A 20352-nucleotide genomic window follows, 5' to 3' on the forward strand; every position below is an offset into this window, starting at 1 on the left:
AAAGAGTCTGAAACATTTAGTAAGTGTTCAGACTCTTTTTTCGCATTTAACTTTCTTCGAAATTTTCGTAAATATGATTATTAATCCATTGTTCTAACTGTTCTGTGCTTTCAAATATTGAAGCAGATTCAATTGTTTGAAATTGTCCTTCTTTTAATACACAAATATTTTCAGCTAATTTGAAAATTGTTTCTGTAATGTGACTCGTGAAAATAATAGTATGGTTATGGTCAGCGAGTGTTTTAAGTAGTGTTAAAAACAAATCTTGAGTTTGTGTATCTAAAGCATTAAACGGCTCATCTAGTAAAACAATTGGCGCGTTAACCAATAACATTGCAACAAAATTTAGCTTTTGCTTCATTCCTGAAGAAAATGTGTTTACAGCTTTCTTTCGATCTCCGTCATCTAGTCCAACTTTGTTGAAAGTATGTTTAATTTCAGTTCGCGTTACACGTACTTCATACAAGTTACAAATGAGTTCCACATTTTGTTGAGCGGTCAACTTTTCATAGAAAAATGGTTTGACTGCGATATAAAATATTTGTTTTCTGAGGTTTGTGTTTTCTATTATATTTTTATTGTTATAGTAAATAACTCCTTCAGTTGGCATTATTATACTACTTAATATATTGAGCAAGGTTGTTTTACCTGCACCATTTTTACCAACTATACAATTTATCGTTCCATCTCGAAAGGTTGCATTAACGTTATTTAATACATCATGCTCACTTTCAAAAATTTTACTTATGTCTTTTAATTCTAACAATATTGAAACCTCCTAAATTAAAGTGGTTTAAAGTAAGTTTCTATCGTCGCTGCAATAATTAGCAAAAAAATTGAAACTCCTATAGTGAAGGTGAAAAACTTAATTATGTGACTTTTGGCAGAGTCTTTTTTAATAAACCTATTATAGCCCACTAAAATGATGTAATAAGAAAAGGTCTAAGTGAGTATCAGCACGCATATTTCCAAAATACCATGTGGTACAAGATAAATACATGCATGTAATAATTGATTTGTCTTGAAACAATGCGCAAAAATAAAACCTATCAGTGCACCGTTCAAAAGTAATAAAAACACGTTTGCTAAACCCAATGTTAAGAAACCAAAGGTAGAAATAGAAAAATACAGTAAGTTATTTAGTAAAATATCAATAAAATTTAAGTCATTATTTAGATACATATGACCAAGGTTAATCCCCGAAAAATAATACAACATCACCCCAATTAGAATTCCAATAAAAAATTTAGAGAGACAAACAAGCACGATTTGTTTGAAGTTTATATTATAAATAGAGATCCCTGCTTTCCCATTTTTTAGTAATTGCTTTTTTCGATAATAAAATAAATATAAACAGTGCAATTAACATACAAATTGACCAGCATATCAAGAAAATTAGAATATCTTCATAACTTCTATTTCCAATAAATCCGACTAAAAAGATAAATGCATATGAAAGTGATATACCATCTTTTATTTTGCCAAATAATGTTTCATTTATAATATGTTGATCTTCAAAACTTTCAAATTCAGAGTAATGCTGATGATTAAAATGTGGCGATAGGTAAGATGGAAGTAATTCCAAATGTGGAATAAATACCATATTGATTAAAACTACAATTGTAGAAAGTATAGTTAAGTAAAAATCAAAATCGAAAAAAACTAAAACTATGATGATAGTTAAAAGCGCTTCTTTAAAACCTAGTTCTCTGATGACATTGATTTTGGCATGATATAACTTTTCAAAGTTTGTATTACTCATTCTATATAGTGCAATACTCTCTCTTTCAGCGTCGAACCGTAACGTTTTTGTGAAGAAGTCAACACCTGAAGAAAATGCATCCCTTACTATATTGTTGATTAAAATAATAACTATAAAAGCATTAACTAAAGGATGATGATTATATAAACTTAAACAGTAACTACCACCAAAAAGAAACCAAATCGTATAACTGATATAAAAGAATGATTTATGTAACTGACATTCTTCAATATTTTTAAATAAGTTGTTCCATTGGATGTGAGTTAAAACATCTTTCCTATTAAATAATATAGGTAAACTTTGGGGTTTAATTGATTTAATAAATTCATGATCGTATCTGTACCAAAAGCCAATCTTTTGTCGAAAAACTAAATAACCCAACAATATAGAAAGAATTAAAAGTTCAATCGTTGCAATTAAATTAAATTTATAAAAAATAAAATGAGGTGAAATTGTATTAAGGATATGTACAGTATGTATATGAATCTCTGTTAAACTGCTTTTTAAATTTGAGTAATACTTGGGCCAAGAAAAAGAAGTTTTGTTATGTGCAGTTTGAATAATAAATTGAATAAATGGTTTAGCGATGAAATTAACAAAAAATTGACTCACGTAAAATCCGATAATAGAAAATAAAAAGCCAATAACTATGTTTAGTATAAGATATTGAAAACTAAACAACCTCTTCATACTTTTAACTTTAAGATTGATATAAAGGACTTGCACGATAAAAGAAATAATTAGAAATAGGGAAATGCTAGCAATAATTTTTAAGATATTGATAAATGTGTCGTGACTTGCTATCGAAATACCTAAACCTAATGCAAATATATTTACATATGTTGGTGATTTTTTTATTGCGTCAGTAATAAAAATGAGTAAAAATAACGACTGATTTGACAGTTTGGTTCTATACAACAATTCTTTATCCATAGGATCTATCATTATCATAGTTCTTGAATAAATAGGTAAATAAACAATAGATAGAAATGTAAATAATAGGTAATAAAATAACAATTCAGTCATATTATGTATAAAACTGCTACCAAGCACTAAGCCTAAGCTCAACATACCTATAGTCGATATGAATAATGAAAGGACGAATAAAAGTTTGTATAGTTCTCTAATCTTTTTGTATTTTATAAATTCAAACTTACGCTTTACATAATAGGAAATATTAAAGATAATATACCTTTTTAAAATGTAACCCATATAAAACTCCTTTAAAAATGATAAGAGACCTTCTAATTCTATATTTACATAGAAGACCTCAATATTAGTTATATTATATATTTTACCAAGCAATCGCTTTTTTAATGCCATAGCGCTTAACGAATTTTACAATTGCAACTCTTCCAATAACAGAAATTGCTGTTGCCACACCACCAGAAAATACTACGCCGGCAATTTGAAGTGCAGTCCAAATATTATTACCGTGAATTAAAGCATTAATGAATGATTTCACAGTGTTTTTTGAAATACCAGTCCATCTAATTTTTTTGTACAATTCAAACATCATTGATCCCTCCTTTCTTCAAAGTAAGTATATGCATCCTCATTTTAAAAGTAAATATACTCCGCTCATTAGTAATAAAAATATATAGTAAATTTATTTTAGTTGATATAAAAATAATTGAAACTATGATAAATTAATGTGGGAGGTAATTAAAGTTGAGGTGAAAATATGAAGAAATTTATTTTATTAATTTCTGTAGTTTTGATTTTAAGTGGTTGTGATTATTCAAACGAAGAAAGTCATAACGATTTCTTTTACCGTACGTTCGTTGCACCGATGGATGCCACATTGCATTATATAAGTCAATATTTAAATAACAGTTATGGTTTGGCGATTATTTTACTCGTTATCATAATGAGGATAATATTTTTACCATTCATGTTAATAAGCGTTAAGAATATGTACTTTAATAGTGAAAAGAAAAAGAGATTAAAACCAGAATTAATAAAAATTGATAACAAGATGAAGTCTGCAGATTCTTTCAAAGAAATGATTAAATTAAAAAAGGAAAAACATAAGCTTTATAAACTGCACCAAATTAGTTATGCGAAAAATGCTTTTACATTTATATCGATTATTTTGCAACTACCCATAATTATAGGTCTATTTTTTGCATTAAAGTACCCACATTATAGTGAGAATTTGTCACACACACAGTTTCTTTGGTTTTCATTGAAAGAACCAGATTTTTATATTGCGTTACTTGCAGGTTTTTTTAAATTCACACAAACATTATCGAGTTTACTTACAGAGTCTAAACAAGAACGACAATCAAAGCAGTTCACTCTATTATTAACACCAACTATTTACATATGGTGGGGCATGATATTCCCATCTGCAATTGGCTTATATTGGATTGTTAATTCTGCTTTCTTAACTATACAAATATATATCGCATACATAGTTTATTTGAAGAAAGCCAAGAGAGAGGTTTCTAGATCAATCTCATAACCATTATGATTATGAATATTGTAATAGAATAAGGAAATATTGTTCATGTTTTTATCAACGATATTTATGTATTAAAAGGGTTCACCTAATTTTAGTATCAATAGTAAAGTTAATATTAAATACTGGAGGTTCAATTTATTGGAAAATTCTTCTTTGCCTTTCGCAAAACACTTTTATAATTTAAGACAACATCGTAAATGGGCATTAAAATTATTAATATTTATTATACTTACTATTTTGTTAACTGTTGTAACTACAATGGGTTTAGATTTTGATAAGACATTACAAAAAAATGATATTGTTGGTAAAGATTTGGACAATGCAAAAAACATCATGATGTATGGTGCGATTATAGGTGGTATATTTTCTAGTTTGGTATCACTTTTAAGTATTTTTATACTCATAGTTATTATTTCTAAGATAGCGAAATATGAAGTCTCAGGAACGAGTATTTTCTCGGCTGCTATTTTAAAATCCATTATTATTACGATATTTAGTCTGGTTTTCATTACTATACAGTTAGTTTTCGGTTTATCCTTAACGGATTATACAATTACAAGCTTAAATATTTTTGATAAAGGAAATAAAATTTTAGGTGCAATCAATTTACAAACTATACTATCTGCCTATCTATTCGGACTAATTTTATTTGCAACGTGTAGATTTAGTAAAAAAACATCTCTCATCTTTGGTATTTTGTATTTAATTATAAGTATGGGACTAGCTATTTTAGGAGCTTCATTCAATTAATATAGCTTGCATAACTCGGATTAAGTTATTTTTATTTTAATGTTGATTACCTCCTGTTTTGACAATTAATATGAAATAAAAATAAATAATTTAAGTCAGACAGGCTACCAGAACCTACAATTACTGAGGTAAGTGGTAGTCTGTTTTTTAAAAATTACTTTAGTAAATAAATGCATAACTTATTTTCTACAAAGTTGGAATAACAAAGGTTGTATATGTTATTGCAATGGAATTAGAAGAATGGAGAAAACAACTATGAAAAACAAAAATATTTGGATCATTGTAGCATCAATTCTCATACTCTTAATTATTGCTTTTATTTTAAAACTAAGTAAAGGTGAATCAAATAAACAAGAAGTATATCAAACATATAAAGTAGCATACGATCCACCAATCAATTTAAAAGGTAAAGCATCACCACAAGCCATCAAAACATTTAGAAATAATTCTAAAGTAGGGCAATTTATCAATACGAAAGTAACGAATGGTCAATCGGTCAAACAAGGGATGCCATTAATCAATTACCAAATAAATAATATTCACCGTGAAGAACTTCAACGAAAGATAAATAATGCACAAAATAAAATAAATATTGATTATAGACGTTTAAACCATCAACCCAATAGTAAACTTATACAAAATAAGTTACATCGTGATGAATCATCCTTGTTTGAAGCACAACGTCAATTAAATCACTTTGACCAACAAGTTAATGCCAATATATATGCCCCGTTTAATGGAAAGGTTGATTTAAATAGTAACGAAGAAATCGCTGTAGGTGCGCCAATACTAAAGTTAGTGTCACTTGAAACTCAAATTTTTACACCTGTTTCGGAATTCGATTTAAAAAAATTGAAAGTAGGAAAGAAAGTAAAAATTAAGGTTATAAGTACAGATAAATCTACAGTAGGAAAAATAAAGAAAATTTCTCAATTGCCAACTTCGTACGACGAAGAATCAACACAATTAGCAGATAATGATATGAACCAGAGTAGTCAAAGTAGCGACCAGCTATCGGGTATTCAATTAAATGATACTTCTAATAGTGATAACAACGATCTTTCAAAATATAATGTTGTGATTGGAGATCTCGGTTCGTCGATTCGTTCAGGATATTCTACAGAAATTAAAGTCCCTTTAAAGACGATAAAGTTACCTAGATCAGTACTTAATAGAAATCATGATGTGTTTGTCCTTAAAAAGGATCATACAGTTGAAAGAAGAGATATTCTCATTGAACGTAAAAATGGTGAGATTTTCGTAAAAAAAGGCTTGAAAATTGGTGAAAAGCTAATTGTTAAACCTGCGAAAACGATGAATGATGGGGACAAAGTTGAGGTATCATCATGATAAATCTTAAAAATATCAATCGATTCTTTCAAAATGGCAGTGAACAAAAACATATATTGAAAGATGTTAACTTGCATATCCAAGAGGGAGAATTTATTGCGATTATGGGTCCATCTGGTTCAGGAAAAAGTACGCTCATCAATATTATAGGTTTGATTGATCGTGGGTATGAAGGAGATTATATTTTTAACGGTGAAAATTATAAAACGGGTACCGATAATCAACTCGCCGAAATTCGAAATAAAACGGTAGGGTTTGTCTTTCAAAACTTCAAATTAATACAAAATAACACAATTTATGAAAATGTATGTATTCCTCTTATGTATTCAGGACATAATGTACAGAAATTTCATGCACAAGTGATACAAACTTTAAATGATGTAGGCCTAGTGGAAAAAGAACATCTCGTGCCTAATAAATTATCTGGCGGTCAACAACAACGCGTGGCTATCGCACGTGCAATCATCAATCGTCCTAAATTTATTATTGCTGATGAACCAACCGGTGCACTCGATTCTAAAACCTCAAAAGATATTATTGATTTGTTTATTAAGTTAAATAAGCTATATAGGACGACGATTATATTGATAACACATGATCGAGCAGTTGCCGAAAAAGCAAATCGTATTATTCATATACATGATGGGCAGATCCAGCGAGAAGAGGTGGTTGGATGACACGTTTAACTAACATTATAATAATTTCTTTAAAATCGATTTTGAAAAATAAACGTCGCAATATCTTTACAATGATAGGTATTATTATTGGGATAGCGGCAGTAATAACGATTATGTCTTTGGGTAATGGATTTAAGGAAACGACAACAAAGGAATTTGAAGATTCTGGGGCTGCTCAAAATATTGCTACAATTAGTTTTATGACTGAGGATGGAGAAGATACAAAAGAGAATCCTTTTAAACAAGAAGATTTAAGTTTAGTAAAACAAATAGAAGGCGTTTCAGAAGCTAAATTGAAAGTTGATAAGGACGAAAGTTATAGTGCAAAAATGACGAATCCTCAACATATAGGTGAAGTAAATATTAAAAAAAAGGACAAGGCTTTAGTAAAGAGGATAATGATCTATTCAAGAAAGTTGTCATTATAAGTAAGGATATTGCGAAAAATATCTTTAAACATCATGCAATAGGAAAGATTATTTTTATAGAAAATCAAGGGTTTGAAGTTGTAGGTATTGAAAGTGACCCGATGGATGAAGCTTTAATTCAAATGCCTAGCCAAACTTTTAATAGATATTTGGTGAACCTTAACCAAGCAATGCAAACCCTACAAATAACTGTTACAGATGGTTCTTCTAAAAAAGAGATTGCTAATCAAGTAGTTAAACAATTAAATAAAAAGGGGTCTGGAAGCGGAAATGGTAGCTACAGTTATAATGATACTGAAGACATGTTAAAAGGTATTGGTAAAGTGTTTGACGCAATTACATATTTTGTAGCCGCTGTCGCAGGTATTTCTCTGTTTATAGCTGGTATTGGTGTAATGAACGTCATGTATATTTCTGTATCAGAACGTACCGAAGAAATAGCAATAAGACGGGCTTTCGGAGCAAAAGCACGAGATATAGAGTTGCAATTTCTCATAGAAAGTGTGGTTCTATGTGTCTTAGGCGGAGTAATTGGTCTAACATTAGGAATAATATTCGCTTCACTTATTGATTTATTGACGCCAAAATATATTACAAGTGTGGTGAGTTTTAGTTCAATACTTATAGCGGTAGGTGTTTCCACACTCATAGGTATAATATTCGGATGGGTACCTGCACGTGCAGCTGCCAAAAAAGAACTTATCGATATTATCAAATAACTTTCTAACTAAAATTAAGCATTTTTAATGCCTAAAACTACCGCAATAGTTAAAATTACCACAAATAAAATGAATAAAGCGGCTAAACTCATTTACAATCACTCCTTTAACAAACTTTTGTTAGTTACATTAAAACATGAATATTTACAAATAAAAACAGACCTTACAGTTTTGTTAGTTTCGTTTATTAAAGAAATAATCTATTAAAAAGATAAATCCAAAAACACCAATAATAATTAAAAGGATATAAAGGATTAAAGACACAATTAATTCCTCCATATAAAAGATTTGTAGTTAAATTTTAACACAATAGTTTATACAATAAATATTGTGGTATAATTAGTTTTACAAAACCTATTGCATTTAGCTCAAAAGAAATAGAATTCGAATAGTTAATTGCACTCAAGGTTCATTTTAATAAAGGGGAATTATTTATGACTCAAGAAAAGAAACAGAAATCAACTTTAATTATCATGATAATTACTTTAATTCTTTCATTTGTGAATCTCATACTAAATATCATTTAAAAACTTTTGATATAAAATCGGAGATTCATATTGATTAATTGGGATTTTTACTTTTAGTAAATAGGGCTGAGATTTTTGGATAAAACAGATAAGATACTAACGATAATAAGTATTGTTACTAATATTTTAGCAACGATATTTCTAATGAGAAGTGTAATAAAAAAATTAAAAATAATTAAGAAAAACTAAAAAGTTAAAAACAACGGACAAAGGTAATTTGGGTAAATACCTCTAAACTATTACAAGTTTGATGGAAGTAATAAAAAGTTTTTTAATTCATAAATACATTGGAGTTAGTCATAATGCACTAGCTTCAATTAGAAATGGTAGTCGAGATATGATAATCAAAAATTAAGAACAACCGAAAAATTATATGAATATGCGAGGAACCACCTAAACGACTAGGTGGTTATTTTTGTGTCATGCACGTGACAAAGATATGTGAATTTAGTTGTATTTTATTAGGCTTAGTTAGTAAATAAAAAAGCTGAATCCCTTTAGTTATGGGGTTTCAGCTAATATAGGAAACTTATAAACGTCCTGGGAGGGATTCGAACCCCCGACCGATGGCTTAGAAGGCCATTGCTCTATCCAGCTGAGCTACCAGGACATGATTTTTTAACACAAATATTATTATATCTAAACTAGCTTTATAAAGCAATACTATGAGATTCAAAAATATATATGATTTTTCACTATTTTGGTGTTTTTATCATCATTTTGATAAAATACTCCTGTAAAGGTCTTTATCTGTATATGAAATTATTTGAATATATGCGACGGTTTAATATAAAATGATATGAAATTACCCCGTTTTACTATTGTTTGACGTGGGTAAATGATAAAAAATTCTTTATAGGAGGTTATTTTAAGTGAATAAAGACGATGTGAAAAAGCAAGTTGATAAATATGTCGAAAACGGGAAACTTGAGCAAGGATTAAATAAAGTTAATGATCAAGTTAAAAAGAAAAAAGGTAAAGATTATTCAAAATACATCGATAAAGCAATGGGGTTCTTGAAAAAGAACAGTAAATCAAATTCAGATAAAGAATCGTAAAAGTTATATAACTTTAATGATATGAAAGACGTTTTGTTACTTTGCTAGTTCAATATTCACTGAACCACCCAGGGCAATATTAGGTGGTTTTATTAATATATAAATACTTTAATTAAAATTTAGAAAATTGCAAAAACAAAGAATATTTGAGTGTATTTTAATTTAATGTGGGAAGTTAAATTAAAAAATAAATTACTAACTCATTTCGGATTTGTAAATTGCTTAAAGTAAGAAGGGAAGTTACAATTGGAAAAATTATTGTCAATTATTGTACCGGTCTACAATAAGGAATTGTTTTTAAAAAATTGTATTGAATCAATTAATAATTTAAATATAGATAAAAACCAAATAGAAGCGATATTTGTTGATGACTGTTCAAATGATAAATCACAACAAATAATTAAATCATATTTAAATAAATATGACTTTTTAAAATTAGTGATCATGGAAGTAAATACAGGTAGTCCTGCAGTACCGAGAAATATTGGTATAAACGATGCACAAGGTAAATATATTACCTTCCTCGATGCAGATGATTGGCTTGATGAAACTGGATTACCAAAATTAGTTAAACAGGCACAAGCAAATGATGCAGATGTGGCTTTTGGCCACAGTATCAAACATACTGAAAAAGCAGTGACGAAGTTAGGAAGATTTACTTCGTATAAAGAAGCAAATCATCTCGTTCCATATGAGATTAATAAAATATTCAGAGCGGTAGGGCCTCCTGGAAAAATTATAAAAACAGATATATTGAAACAAAATCATATTCAGTTTCAACATTATAAATTTGGAGAAGATAAGCTATTTTTTATCGAAGCAATCTCAAAGTGTCGAAACGCTTCTATGAATCCAATGCCTGTATATCATGTCAATCGCTTTAGTCAAAATGAATCACTTGTAGGTGAAACAAGTATTATAGAAAAAACAGAATGTAACTTGGAAATATTGGAAGAAGTGTTGAAATTATCTTTACCAAAATCTACTGAGTTTCAAGCTTTAAGCAGAATTATAGAAGTCGATTTTATAGCAAGACTGTTTAATAGGAAAAGATTTTTAAAACATCCAAATAAGGAAATATTTTATCAACTTTTTGATGAAATGCTAGCTATCCTAGATAGATATAATAAAAACGGTAAGAACTATATAACAGCTGATAAATATAAAAATATTTATCAATTCCTTATAAACAAGGAATATGACTTGTTACATGATTACGTAAAATTGTTAACAAAAGGTGGGAATGCTAATAAGTTTGTAAAAGATAATCAAATTTATTTTGCGATGCCTGAACATTTACGTCATTGTATACCAGTTAAAGAAGAAATGTTTGCAGTATATGAGGGTACACATTTTATAGATCATTCTCTAAAAGAAGTAATAAGGATTTATAAAAATAGCCAAGTTCATATAAATAAAGTTGTATTAATGGAACTTTATAATGAACCAAATGAACAAGAAATTCCATATACACAAGAAGGAAACTATATTTATTTAGATTCTGAGACACTCAGTCAATGTGATTTTGATTTTAATATTAATATTATTCACGATGAGTATAAACCATGTATTGTTAATATGAATATGCCTAATGCAAGTAAAAATACTAAACTGAAAAGACAAAAGTTTAAGGCAGAGTTTTTAAATAAACAAAAAACAAAATCTAAAAAACCTGCTCAATATTTTAAATATCAACCATTAAAAGTTAAAGTTATTAAAAAAATATACCAATATAAAGATATAGAGTTTAAACATAGAACGAATCACGAAGTAAATATTGGCGATACTGTTAATATAGTTGATACTGAATTTACTAAAAAAGGCATTCCTAGACTTATAACAGAAGATGGATTAGTCATTACTGCAAATAAAGCATTCGTCGATGAAGTTATTAATTAAACCTTTCAACACATTTATATACGCCTAACTGTTCTTCTATAACAGTTAGGCGTCAATTTATGTATTCAAAGTTACGCCAAACCTCGAGTTAATGGGGATAAAATTAAAGATTTTTGCACTTTTTATATTAAATGTATAAAAAATGTTTAATCCATTAACTTAAAAGGTATGAAGAAAATGAAAGCGATTACTTATCATATAAAACCTTCTCAACACTCTTTTTAATAAATCAAATTACTTACAATTTGGTAAACCACACGAAAAACCACTCGAAATAGCCGATTATATCTAGAAAAACATATCAAACCTTATATTAATCTGAAAATTATGACGATATTTACAATCACGCAAAATTCAATTAATAATTCGTTAACTTAATTGCATGAAACTGAATGGCGTAAAATACAGTTAGGCATTCAAAACTGTACTTTGCGCTAATTTCGTGTACAGAAATTGCTAAAATGTACCGAAGTAGGAATAATTGACCAAAATTTGTCTCAAATATTTTATATTATAGTTGTCGAAACGATAGCTAAACAAATTAATGATTCAGCTTCGTTTTTAACATTTATTGTCATTAAGATAACATTTACAGGGAGTGTTTATAATGGAAGGTTTATTCGATGCAATTAGAAGCACTGTAGATGCTGCAATCAAAGGTGACGGTTCTAAATTAGGAACTAGCATTGTAGACATCGTAACAAAAGGTGCAGAAGTAGCTTCAGATTTAATTTCAAAAGCAACTGGTCAATAATTAATTAAAAACTAAAATTATAAACAGAGGTGTAATGAACATGCAAAAATTAGCAGAAGCAATCGCAAACACAGTAGAAGCAGCAAAATCAGGTAACGGTGCAGACTTAGGTAAAAACATCGTAAGCATCGTTGAAGCTGGTGCAGGTTTAATTTCAAAAGCTTTCGGACTATAAGATATAATTAAAAAATTTAAAACGTAAGGAGTAATGAACATGCAAAAATTAGCAGAAGCAATCGCAAACACAGTAGAAGCGGCAAAATCAGGTAACGGTGCAGACTTAGGTAAAAACATCGTAAGCATCGTTGAAGCTGGTGCAGGTTTAATTTCAAAAGCTTTCGGACTATAAGATATAATTAAAAAATTTAAAACGTAAGGAGTAATGAACATGCAAAAATTAGCAGAAGCAATCGCAAACACAGTAGAAGCGGCAAAATCAGGTAACGGTGCAGACTTAGGTAAAAACATCGTAAGCATCGTTGAAGCTGGTGCAGGTTTAATTTCAAAAGCTTTCGGACTATAAGATATAATTAAAAAATTTAAAACGTAAGGAGTAATGAACATGCAAAAATTAGCAGAAGCAATCGCAAACACAGTAGAAGCGGCAAAATCAGGTAACGGTGCAGATTTAGGTAAAAACATCGTAAGCATCGTTGAAGCTGGTGCAGGTTTAATCTCAAAAGCATTCGGACTATAAGTTACACTTTAAATTAAAATAAAAAATAAAGGAGTTATTAATCATGGAAAAATTAATCGAAAACATCAAAGCAGCAATCGAAGCAGGTAAAGCAGGAGACAACGCTAAATTAGGTACAAGCATCGTTGGAATCATCGAAAACGCAGCTGGCTTAATCTCAAAAGCATTCGGACTATAAGATTGAATTAATATAAGCAACGACCAGGGTAATAACCTTGGTCGTTTTTTTGTATTAAAAAAATTTTTATGGGGATGATGGGAGTTTGGAATGATTAACCTATCCAATTTTATGTAATATTTAACGTCTTTACATTTACAACCCCATCTATTAAATTAGATGGACTATTTGTGTTCTAAGAAAAACTCGCTTGTACATTTAGAGCGAAATCAATAGATTTTAACAATGATTTGCTATAAATAATAATGGCTGTGTCGCGTTTCTACCATTATATATACAAAAGTTAAGCATATATAAAGTAAAAAAGTTGTGCTAATTACATAGCACAACTCTATTATGGAGTCCAAATTAAGATGTCGTGATCATCTTTATTCTTCTTATTTAAATCTTCAAAACCATGTTTAATGAAGAAATCTTTTGATTGGTTACGAGCGATCACTTTAATTGGGCGTCCTTGTTCTTTTGCAAAATTAATTAATTCTGTACCATATCCTCTATCTTGGAAATTTTTTAATACTTCGAGTTTCCAAAGGATATTATAATCATCGAAATCAGGGAAGTGCTGTTCTTCGACTTCGCCTTTTCTATATAAGGCCATCCTTGCACCTAATCGATCACCTACATAAATTCCATAGAAAGGTGACTCTGAACTTGCGTCGATCATTTCACCACGAAGTTCATCGACAAAGTATAAATTTTCATTTCCAAAATTTCTAAAGTCTTTAAAAAGCTCGTCTGTTTTGTAGTTAATATCAAGACGTTTTACATTACTCATAGACGTTCCCCCTTCGTTATCATATTACCATTATACATGATTTTTAAGCGAATTTCACAATAATTACTGTTTAACTAACTTACTTCATTTTCCAAAATTATAGTTTCACTGCATAAATACTTGTTTAGATTTTTAGACATTCATAAGATTTTAAGTTTTAAAAGTCAATTTAAGCCGTTAAATTGTCAATAAACGCCTTACGCTTTATACTAATTAAGAACAGATTACATAAGGAGAAATATATAAATGGATTGTCTGATAAAGAAACTTAATGAAAAAGATCAATTTATTTCTAAAATAAAACAAGACGATAAACAGGTTACTCAGTTTTTTCATTATAATGCGATGCATTCAACCGATTATCTCAATAAATTAAAAAGCGAAAATAATGGTAGGGAACAAAAGTTAGCGAATATTATTAACGATTATATGAATGATTTAGACCTTACTGAACTTCAAAAAGATCATATTCAATCCTTGTCTAAGGGCGCTAAAGTAGTAATAGGTGGTCAACAAGCTGGACTATTTGGTGGACCGTTATATACTTTCCATAAAATCTTTTCCATTATTACTTTAAGTCAGCAACTTTCAAAAGAGTATGATTTCAATGTTGTACCGGTATTTTGGATAGCTGGAGAAGATCATGATTTCGAAGAAGTTAACCATTTCAATGTATACAATCGGCAGAAAGCAGAGTTGAAAAAAGTTAAATATCATACGTTAGAACCACCAGAAAATGGCGTTTCCAATTATAAGCCGGACAAGGACGAATTATTAAATAGTTTGAACCGTTTCTTTAAAGAATTAAAAGAAACGAAACATACAAAGCCATTAATTGAGATATGTACAAATATTATCGAGCGTTATGATTATTGGTCTGATATGTTTAAGGCGCTTATCCATGAAGTGTTCAAAGATTACGGTCTCTTATTAATTGATGCGAATAATAAAAAGTTAAGATCATTTGAACGTCCATTTTTCAAAACAATAATTGAAAATCATCAACAAATTGATTCAACATTTAGAAAGACACAGCAGGATACGATGGCAAATAATATCGAACAAATGATTCAAACTGATAGTAATGTACATCTATTTTTAGAAAAAGATGAGAAGCGTCAACTATTGACGTTTGAAAATGACTACTATTATTTGTCTAAATCGGATGAGAAATATACGAAGGAACAACTTTTCAAAATATTAGATGAAGAACCTCACCGTTTTTCAAATAACGTTGTGACCCGACCATTAATGGAAGAATGGTTATTTAACACGGTAGCCTTTGTAGGTGGTCCAAGTGAAATAAAATATTGGACAGAGTTAAATGATATTTTCACTCTGTTAAATATACCTTTGCCAATCGTAATGCCACGTCTACGTATTAGCTATTTAAATGAAAGAATTGAAAAATTAATTTCCCAGTACGAGCTCAATACAGCACAAATTATCGAAAATGGCATAGTAGAAGATAAAGATAAATTTATTAGAGCTAGAGCTTCTACAGATTTTATTGAGCGTGTGAGTGCCTTAAAAGAAGAACAAGCGAACTTATATCAATCATTAGAATCCAAAGTAGAGAATAATAATGATAATAAAAATTTACTCGCTAAAAATAATGAAATTCATCAACAACAATTCGATTATTTGCTAAAAAGGTATTTGCTTAATATTGAAAGAGAAAATGATGTAAGTATGAAACATTTTAGAGAAATTAAACATGTGCTACATCCAATGGGTGGTTTGCAAGAAAGAATATGGAATCCGCTCCAAATTTTAAATGAATTTGGGCTGGATGTGTTCAGTCCCTCCACCTACCCTCCACTTTCCTACACCTTTGACCATATAATCATAAAACCTTAGAGCGCGTTGGGATTTGCCCGATTCATCTTCGAGATGAATCGGGTTATTTTTTTGTATTATGATAAATTTTGGGGAATTTTGTATAATTAGTGGAGGATAGTGGTGAGATGTGGTAAATTATAGATATAAGAAGGTGAGGTGATTATAAAATGTTCATGGGAGAATACGATCATCAGTTGGACACAAAAGGACGCATGATTGTTCCGTCCAAATTTAGATATGACTTAAATGAACGTTTTATAATTACTAGAGGCCTTGATAAATGTTTGTTTGGCTACACTTTAGAAGAATGGCAAGTCATCGAAGAAAACATGAAAACCTTACCTATGACGAAAAAGGATGCACGTAAATTTATGCGTATGTTCTTTTCAGGAGCCGTTGAGGTGGAGTTAGACAAGCAAGGGCGTATCAACATCCCTCAGAATTTACGACAATACGCCAATTTGAACAAAGAATGTACAGTTATCGGTGTTTCAAATCGAATTGAGATTTGGGATAGAGAAACTTGGAATAATTTCTATGAAGAATCTGAAGAAAGCTTTGAAGATATTGCAGAAGATTTGATTGATTTTGAATTTTAAACGGAGGCGTTAACGTGTTTCATCATGTCAGTGTAATGCTTAAAGAAACCATTGATTACTTAAATATAAAAGAAGATGGTGTGTATGTGGACTGTACATTAGGTGGAGCAGGTCACGCCTTATATTTACTAGAACAGTTAAATGACAATGGCAAACTAATTGCAATCGATCAAGATACACAAGCAATTGAAAATGCGAAAGAAGTTTTGAAAGACCATTTAGATAAAGTAACATTCATTCACAGCAATTTCCGAGAATTAGACAACATTTTGAAATCATTAAATATTGAAAAAGTGGATGGTATCTATTACGACCTTGGCGTATCGAGTCCACAACTTGATGTGCCTGAAAGAGGTTTTAGTTATCATCAAGATGCAAAATTAGATATGCGCATGGATCAAACACAATCCCTATCAGCATATGAAGTAGTAAATGAATGGCGATTTGAAGATTTAGTAAGAATATTCCACCGCTATGGTGAGGAGAAATTTTCTAAACAAATCGCTAGACGAATTGAGCAAAATAGAGAAGTTAAAAGTATTGAAACAACGCTAGAGCTTGTAGATGTAATTAAAGAAGGGATACCTGCTAAAGCAAGACGTAAAGGCGGTCACCCGGCTAAAAGAATCTTTCAAGCAATCAGAATTGCTGTTAATGACGAATTAGCGGCATTTGAAGAATCATTAGAGCAAGCGATTGAACATGTGAGCGTAGAAGGTAGAATATCGGTCATCACTTTCCATTCTCTTGAAGACCGTTTGTGTAAACAAATGTTTCAAGAATATGAAAAGGGGCCTGAAACACCACGAGGTTTACCAGTAATTCCTGAAACATATACGCCAAAGTTAAAAAGAGTAAATCGCAAACCAATTGTCGCAAGTGAGACAGATTTAGAAAATAATAATCGTGCCCGTAGTGCAAAATTACGAGTAGCAGAAATATTAAAATAAGGAGTGAAAAGAGTGGCCGTAGAAAAGATATATCAACCGTACGATAATACAGCACATCAAATTCCGGACTCGCAACCGAATACCCAAAAAGAAAAGAAGAGCGTCAAACGCAAAGTCGTTGTACAGCTTACTAAATTTGAAAAGATGTTATACATATCACTTATAACTTTAATTGCTTTAATTAGTATTTATATGCTATCTTTAAAAATGGATGCGTATGATACTCGAGGCAAAATTGCAGATTTAGATTCAAAAATCGAAAAACAAGCAAGTGAGAATAGCGCTATCGAATCTGAAATTAAAAAGAACTCATCATATGAACGCATTTACGACAAGGCTAAAGATCAAGGTATGAGCCTTAAGAACGATAATGTAAAGGTAGTGCGTAATAATGGCGAAGCGAAAAATTAAATTTAAAAAACCAAAATTACCTATAAAACAAAATAAAATAGGGGCAGTCCTACTCATCCTTGGATTCGGACTGCTCTTTTTTACGTTGGTTTTAAGGTATTCTTATATCATGTTAACTGGACATGCAGCTGGTCAAGATTTAATCATGAAAGCAAACCAAAAGTATATGGTGAAAGAACAACAACAAGCAGAACGCGGTAAAATTTACGATAGAAAAGGCAAAATATTAGCCGAAGACGTTGAAAGATATAAACTTGTTGCAATCATTGATAAAAAGGCGAGTGAAGGTAGCGATAAACCTAAACACGTTACTGATAAGAAGAAAACAGCTAAAAAGCTATCTACAGTAATCGACATGACGCCAGAAGAAATAGAAAAAAGATTGAATAATAAAAAAGCATTCCAAGTTGAATTTGGTCGAAAAGGACAAGATTTAACATATAAAGATAAACAAAAGATTGAAAAAATGCATTTACCAGGTATAACGCTATATCCTGAAACTGAACGTTTCTATCCAAATGGTAAATTCGCTTCACATCTAATTGGTATTGCACAAAAAGACCCAGATAGCGGTGAACTTAAAGGTGCTATGGGTGTTGAAAAAATATTTAATACGAACTTAGCAGGTAAAAAAGGTGCGTTATCTTATATTCACGACATCTGGGGTTACATTGCTCCAAGTTCTAAAAAAGAAAAGACACCACAACGCGGAGATGACGTGCATTTAACAATAGATTCTAATATTCAGGTGTTCGTCGAAGAAGCATTAAATGATATGGTCGATCACTATCAACCTAAGGACTTATTTGCAGTAGTTATGGATGCTAAAACTGGAGAGATATTAGCTTATAGTCAACGACCAACATTTAACCCTGAAACAGGTGAAGATTTTGGTAAAAACTGGGCAAATGATTTATATCAAAATACCTATGAACCAGGCTCTACATTTAAATCATTTGGTTTAGCAGCTGCAATTCAAGAAGGTAAATTTAAACCTAATAAGAAATATAAAGCGAGACCTAGAAAAGTTATGGGAGATGAAATCTCTGACTGGAATAAAGTCGGTTGGGGCGATATCCCAATGACACTTGGTTTTACTTACTCATCAAATACATTAATGATGCACTTACAAGATCTCGTTGGTGCTGATAAGATGAAACATTGGTATGAAAAATTTGGTTTCGGTAAATCAACAAACGGTATGTTTGATAGTGAAGCTGAAGGTGGCATTGCTTGGGATAATGAAGCTCAGCAAAAAACAACTTCATTCGGTCAATCAACAACAGTTACGCCTGTACAAATGTTAAGAGCGCAATCTTCATTCTTAAATGACGGTAAAATGCTTAAACCTTGGTATGTTAACAGTGTTACTAATCCAGTAAGTAATAAGACATTTTATAAAGGTAAAAAACAGTTTGCAGGCAAGCCAATTACTAAGAATACTGCTAAAAAAGTTCGAACTGAATTAGATAAAGTAGTTAACAGTAAAGATAGTCACGCTAAAAACTATCGAGATGATAGTTACGATATGGAAGGTAAGACAGGTACTGCACAAGTAGCTGACTCTGATAATGGCGGTTATGTTAAAGGTGAAAACCCATACTTCGTAAGCTTCATCGGTGATGCTCCGAAGAAGAATCCAAAAGTCATCGTTTATGCTGGTATGAGTTTAGCTCAGAAAAATGATAAAGAAGCTTATGAAATGGGTGTAAGTAAAGCATTTAAACCAATCATGAAAAATACACTTAACTACTTAAAAACAGATGAAAAATCAAAAGGTAAAGCTGACGTTAAATATAGTAAGGTGCCAAGTGTAGAAGGCCAAGGCGTAGATAAAGCAGAAAACACAATTAACGGCAAATCACTTGAGCCAGTTGTTATCGGTAACGGAGAAAAAGTTCAAGAACAGTCTGTTAAAGCGAATAAACAGATACTTCCAAATAGTAAGGTATTATTGCTAACTGATGGAGATTTAACAATGCCTGATATGTCAGGTTGGACTAAAGAAGAAGTAGTCGCATTTGAAAAAATGACGCATACGAAAGTTACAATGAAAGGTAGCGGATTTGTGTCAAAACAATCTGTAAATAAAGGTCAAAACATCGGTAAGAATGACAAAATTGAAGTTACACTTTCATCAAAACAAATAAGTGGTGAAACTAAACCACAACCTAAAAAGTCATCGAAAGATAAAGCGAAAAAAGATGATAAAGATAAGTCAAAAGAAGATGAGAAAGATGATGCATCAGTGAATAAAGATTCAAACGAAGGCAACACAGCAGATGAAACCAATAATTCATCTTCTGAAGACCAACAATCTGAAGAAAAACCATCAAATGAAACAGATCAATCAAACGAAGAGAATACATCTAATAGCAATTCAACCGAAACACAATCAACCGAGAATGGAAATAATTAAAGCAGAACTTTGAAAACGCAGCGCACACCTAGGAGTAATTTGAAAGAGGTCAGGGGTAACATTTAATGATTTGACGGGTTCATTTCGGGC

22 protein-coding genes, 1 tRNA gene and 1 pseudogene are annotated in these 20352 nt (G+C 30.6%); 18 read left to right on the forward strand and 6 right to left on the reverse strand.

Going from position 1 to position 20352, the window contains the following annotated elements:
* Positions 1-46: 46 nt before the first annotated feature.
* From QQM35_RS07075 to QQM35_RS07085, 4 genes are all read right to left on the reverse strand, one after another.
* A complete protein-coding gene (locus QQM35_RS07075) occupies positions 47-766 on the reverse strand; it encodes an ATP-binding cassette domain-containing protein (RefSeq protein WP_251516220.1) in 720 nt (239 codons plus the stop codon).
* 176 nt (positions 767-942) lie between these two features.
* Positions 943-1266, reverse strand: a complete 324-nt coding sequence (locus QQM35_RS11450; RefSeq protein WP_425356343.1) for a stage II sporulation protein M — start codon at positions 1264-1266, stop codon at positions 943-945.
* Between the two features lie 19 nt (positions 1267-1285).
* Entirely contained in the window at positions 1286-2974 is a 1689-nt protein-coding gene (locus tag QQM35_RS07080) for a hypothetical protein (protein ID WP_251516223.1), read from the reverse strand.
* Positions 2975-3056: 82 nt separating this feature from the next.
* Positions 3057-3281, reverse strand: coding sequence for a putative cyclic bacteriocin (locus tag QQM35_RS07085; protein WP_251516226.1), 225 nt, complete (start codon positions 3279-3281; stop codon positions 3057-3059).
* Between the two features lie 165 nt (positions 3282-3446).
* Here QQM35_RS07085 and QQM35_RS07090 point away from each other — a divergent pair, with 165 nt between their 5' ends.
* The 5 genes and pseudogenes from QQM35_RS07090 (at position 3447) to QQM35_RS07110 (ending at position 8153) form a co-directional block, all read left to right on the forward strand.
* Positions 3447-4229 carry a YidC/Oxa1 family membrane protein insertase gene (locus tag QQM35_RS07090; RefSeq protein WP_251516229.1) on the forward strand — a complete coding sequence of 261 codons (783 nt, stop codon included), beginning with the start codon at positions 3447-3449 and terminating at the stop codon, positions 4227-4229.
* Between the two features lie 138 nt (positions 4230-4367).
* Complete coding sequence (locus QQM35_RS07095) at positions 4368-4979, forward strand: hypothetical protein (protein WP_251516232.1); 612 nt, start codon at positions 4368-4370, stop codon at positions 4977-4979.
* 255 nt (positions 4980-5234) lie between these two features.
* Positions 5235-6329 (forward strand): efflux RND transporter periplasmic adaptor subunit, encoded by a 1095-nt coding sequence (locus QQM35_RS07100; protein ID WP_251516235.1) that lies wholly within the window; start codon positions 5235-5237, stop codon positions 6327-6329.
* Positions 6326-7006 carry an ABC transporter ATP-binding protein gene (locus QQM35_RS07105; protein WP_251516238.1) on the forward strand — a complete coding sequence of 227 codons (681 nt, stop codon included), beginning with the start codon at positions 6326-6328 and terminating at the stop codon, positions 7004-7006. Before QQM35_RS07100 ends, QQM35_RS07105 begins: the two co-directional genes overlap by 4 nt.
* Positions 7003-8153 (forward strand): annotated as a pseudogene (locus QQM35_RS07110) (ABC transporter permease). The gene QQM35_RS07105 and the pseudogene QQM35_RS07110 overlap by 4 nt, the downstream one beginning before the upstream one ends.
* Positions 8154-9216: 1063 nt before the next feature.
* Here the strand turns inward: QQM35_RS07110 and QQM35_RS07115 are convergent.
* Positions 9217-9290 (reverse strand) — tRNA-Arg (locus QQM35_RS07115).
* A gap of 262 nt (positions 9291-9552) precedes the next feature.
* On the opposite strand from QQM35_RS07115, the gene QQM35_RS07120 reads away from it, so the two are divergent.
* The 8 genes from QQM35_RS07120 to QQM35_RS07155 all read left to right on the forward strand — a co-directional run bounded on the left by QQM35_RS07120 (position 9553) and on the right by QQM35_RS07155 (position 13266).
* Positions 9553-9738 (forward strand): hypothetical protein, encoded by a 186-nt coding sequence (locus tag QQM35_RS07120; protein WP_251516240.1) that lies wholly within the window; start codon positions 9553-9555, stop codon positions 9736-9738.
* Between the two features lie 246 nt (positions 9739-9984).
* Complete coding sequence (locus tag QQM35_RS07125) at positions 9985-11637, forward strand: glycosyltransferase family 2 protein (RefSeq protein ID WP_342610297.1); 1653 nt, start codon at positions 9985-9987, stop codon at positions 11635-11637.
* 607 nt (positions 11638-12244) lie between these two features.
* Positions 12245-12391, forward strand: coding sequence for a beta-class phenol-soluble modulin (locus QQM35_RS07130; RefSeq protein WP_251516247.1), 147 nt, complete (start codon positions 12245-12247; stop codon positions 12389-12391).
* 40 nt (positions 12392-12431) lie between these two features.
* Positions 12432-12566, forward strand: a complete 135-nt coding sequence (locus QQM35_RS07135) for a beta-class phenol-soluble modulin (protein ID WP_251516249.1) — start codon at positions 12432-12434, stop codon at positions 12564-12566.
* A 39-nt stretch (positions 12567-12605) separates the two neighbouring features.
* Positions 12606-12740: a beta-class phenol-soluble modulin gene (locus QQM35_RS07140; protein ID WP_251516249.1), complete on the forward strand. Its 135-nt coding sequence runs from the start codon at positions 12606-12608 to the stop codon at positions 12738-12740.
* Between the two features lie 39 nt (positions 12741-12779).
* Positions 12780-12914 carry a beta-class phenol-soluble modulin gene (locus tag QQM35_RS07145; protein WP_251516249.1) on the forward strand — a complete coding sequence of 45 codons (135 nt, stop codon included), beginning with the start codon at positions 12780-12782 and terminating at the stop codon, positions 12912-12914.
* A gap of 39 nt (positions 12915-12953) precedes the next feature.
* A complete protein-coding gene (locus QQM35_RS07150; RefSeq protein WP_251516249.1) occupies positions 12954-13088 on the forward strand; it encodes a beta-class phenol-soluble modulin in 135 nt (44 codons plus the stop codon).
* Positions 13089-13131: 43 nt separating this feature from the next.
* A complete protein-coding gene (locus QQM35_RS07155) occupies positions 13132-13266 on the forward strand; it encodes a beta-class phenol-soluble modulin (protein ID WP_251516251.1) in 135 nt (44 codons plus the stop codon).
* A 334-nt stretch (positions 13267-13600) separates the two neighbouring features.
* Here QQM35_RS07155 and QQM35_RS07160 read toward each other — a convergent pair whose 3' ends face one another.
* Entirely contained in the window at positions 13601-14041 is a 441-nt protein-coding gene (locus QQM35_RS07160) for an N-acetyltransferase (RefSeq protein WP_251516253.1), read from the reverse strand.
* A gap of 246 nt (positions 14042-14287) precedes the next feature.
* Here QQM35_RS07160 and bshC point away from each other — a divergent pair, with 246 nt between their 5' ends.
* From bshC to QQM35_RS07185, 5 genes are all read left to right on the forward strand, one after another.
* Positions 14288-15901, forward strand: a complete 1614-nt coding sequence (bshC, locus tag QQM35_RS07165; protein ID WP_251516256.1) for a bacillithiol biosynthesis cysteine-adding enzyme BshC — start codon at positions 14288-14290, stop codon at positions 15899-15901.
* 149 nt (positions 15902-16050) lie between these two features.
* The gene (gene mraZ / locus QQM35_RS07170; RefSeq protein ID WP_342610298.1) at positions 16051-16482 is read left to right on the forward strand and encodes a division/cell wall cluster transcriptional repressor MraZ; all 432 of its coding nucleotides are present in this window, start codon (positions 16051-16053) and stop codon (positions 16480-16482) included.
* Positions 16483-16496: 14 nt separating this feature from the next.
* Positions 16497-17432, forward strand: a complete 936-nt coding sequence (rsmH, locus tag QQM35_RS07175; RefSeq protein ID WP_285813480.1) for a 16S rRNA (cytosine(1402)-N(4))-methyltransferase RsmH — start codon at positions 16497-16499, stop codon at positions 17430-17432.
* Between the two features lie 12 nt (positions 17433-17444).
* Complete coding sequence (gene ftsL / locus QQM35_RS07180) at positions 17445-17843, forward strand: cell division protein FtsL (RefSeq protein WP_251516262.1); 399 nt, start codon at positions 17445-17447, stop codon at positions 17841-17843.
* Positions 17824-20262: a penicillin-binding protein gene (locus QQM35_RS07185; protein ID WP_251516265.1), complete on the forward strand. Its 2439-nt coding sequence runs from the start codon at positions 17824-17826 to the stop codon at positions 20260-20262. The genes ftsL and QQM35_RS07185 overlap by 20 nt, the downstream gene beginning before the upstream one ends.
* Positions 20263-20352: the final 90 nt, after the last annotated feature.

The sequence above is a fragment of the Staphylococcus hsinchuensis genome, from assembly GCF_038789205.1.
In the GTDB taxonomy this organism is placed as follows: domain Bacteria; phylum Bacillota; class Bacilli; order Staphylococcales; family Staphylococcaceae; genus Staphylococcus; species Staphylococcus hsinchuensis.

Bases quoted from the DNA above. Each gene is read 5' to 3' on its own strand.
- QQM35_RS07185 (WP_251516265.1), top strand. From the start codon at position 17,824: ATGGCGAAGCGAAAAATTAAATTTAAAAAACCAAAATTACCTATAAAA.
- QQM35_RS07090 (WP_251516229.1), top strand. From the start codon at position 3,447: ATGAAGAAATTTATTTTATTAATTTCTGTAGTTTTGATTTTAAGTGGT.
- QQM35_RS07150 (WP_251516249.1), top strand. From the start codon at position 12,954: ATGCAAAAATTAGCAGAAGCAATCGCAAACACAGTAGAAGCGGCAAAA.
- QQM35_RS07145 (WP_251516249.1), top strand. From the start codon at position 12,780: ATGCAAAAATTAGCAGAAGCAATCGCAAACACAGTAGAAGCGGCAAAA.
- QQM35_RS07155 (WP_251516251.1), top strand. From the start codon at position 13,132: ATGGAAAAATTAATCGAAAACATCAAAGCAGCAATCGAAGCAGGTAAA.
- QQM35_RS07105 (WP_251516238.1), top strand. From the start codon at position 6,326: ATGATAAATCTTAAAAATATCAATCGATTCTTTCAAAATGGCAGTGAA.
- QQM35_RS07100 (WP_251516235.1), top strand. From the start codon at position 5,235: ATGAAAAACAAAAATATTTGGATCATTGTAGCATCAATTCTCATACTC.
- bshC (WP_251516256.1), top strand. From the start codon at position 14,288: ATGGATTGTCTGATAAAGAAACTTAATGAAAAAGATCAATTTATTTCT.
- QQM35_RS07080 (WP_251516223.1), bottom strand. From the start codon at position 2,974: ATGGGTTACATTTTAAAAAGGTATATTATCTTTAATATTTCCTATTAT.
- QQM35_RS07130 (WP_251516247.1), top strand. From the start codon at position 12,245: ATGGAAGGTTTATTCGATGCAATTAGAAGCACTGTAGATGCTGCAATC.
- QQM35_RS07085 (WP_251516226.1), bottom strand. From the start codon at position 3,281: ATGATGTTTGAATTGTACAAAAAAATTAGATGGACTGGTATTTCAAAA.
- QQM35_RS07135 (WP_251516249.1), top strand. From the start codon at position 12,432: ATGCAAAAATTAGCAGAAGCAATCGCAAACACAGTAGAAGCAGCAAAA.
- QQM35_RS07140 (WP_251516249.1), top strand. From the start codon at position 12,606: ATGCAAAAATTAGCAGAAGCAATCGCAAACACAGTAGAAGCGGCAAAA.
- mraZ (WP_342610298.1), top strand. From the start codon at position 16,051: ATGTTCATGGGAGAATACGATCATCAGTTGGACACAAAAGGACGCATG.
- QQM35_RS07160 (WP_251516253.1), bottom strand. From the start codon at position 14,041: ATGAGTAATGTAAAACGTCTTGATATTAACTACAAAACAGACGAGCTT.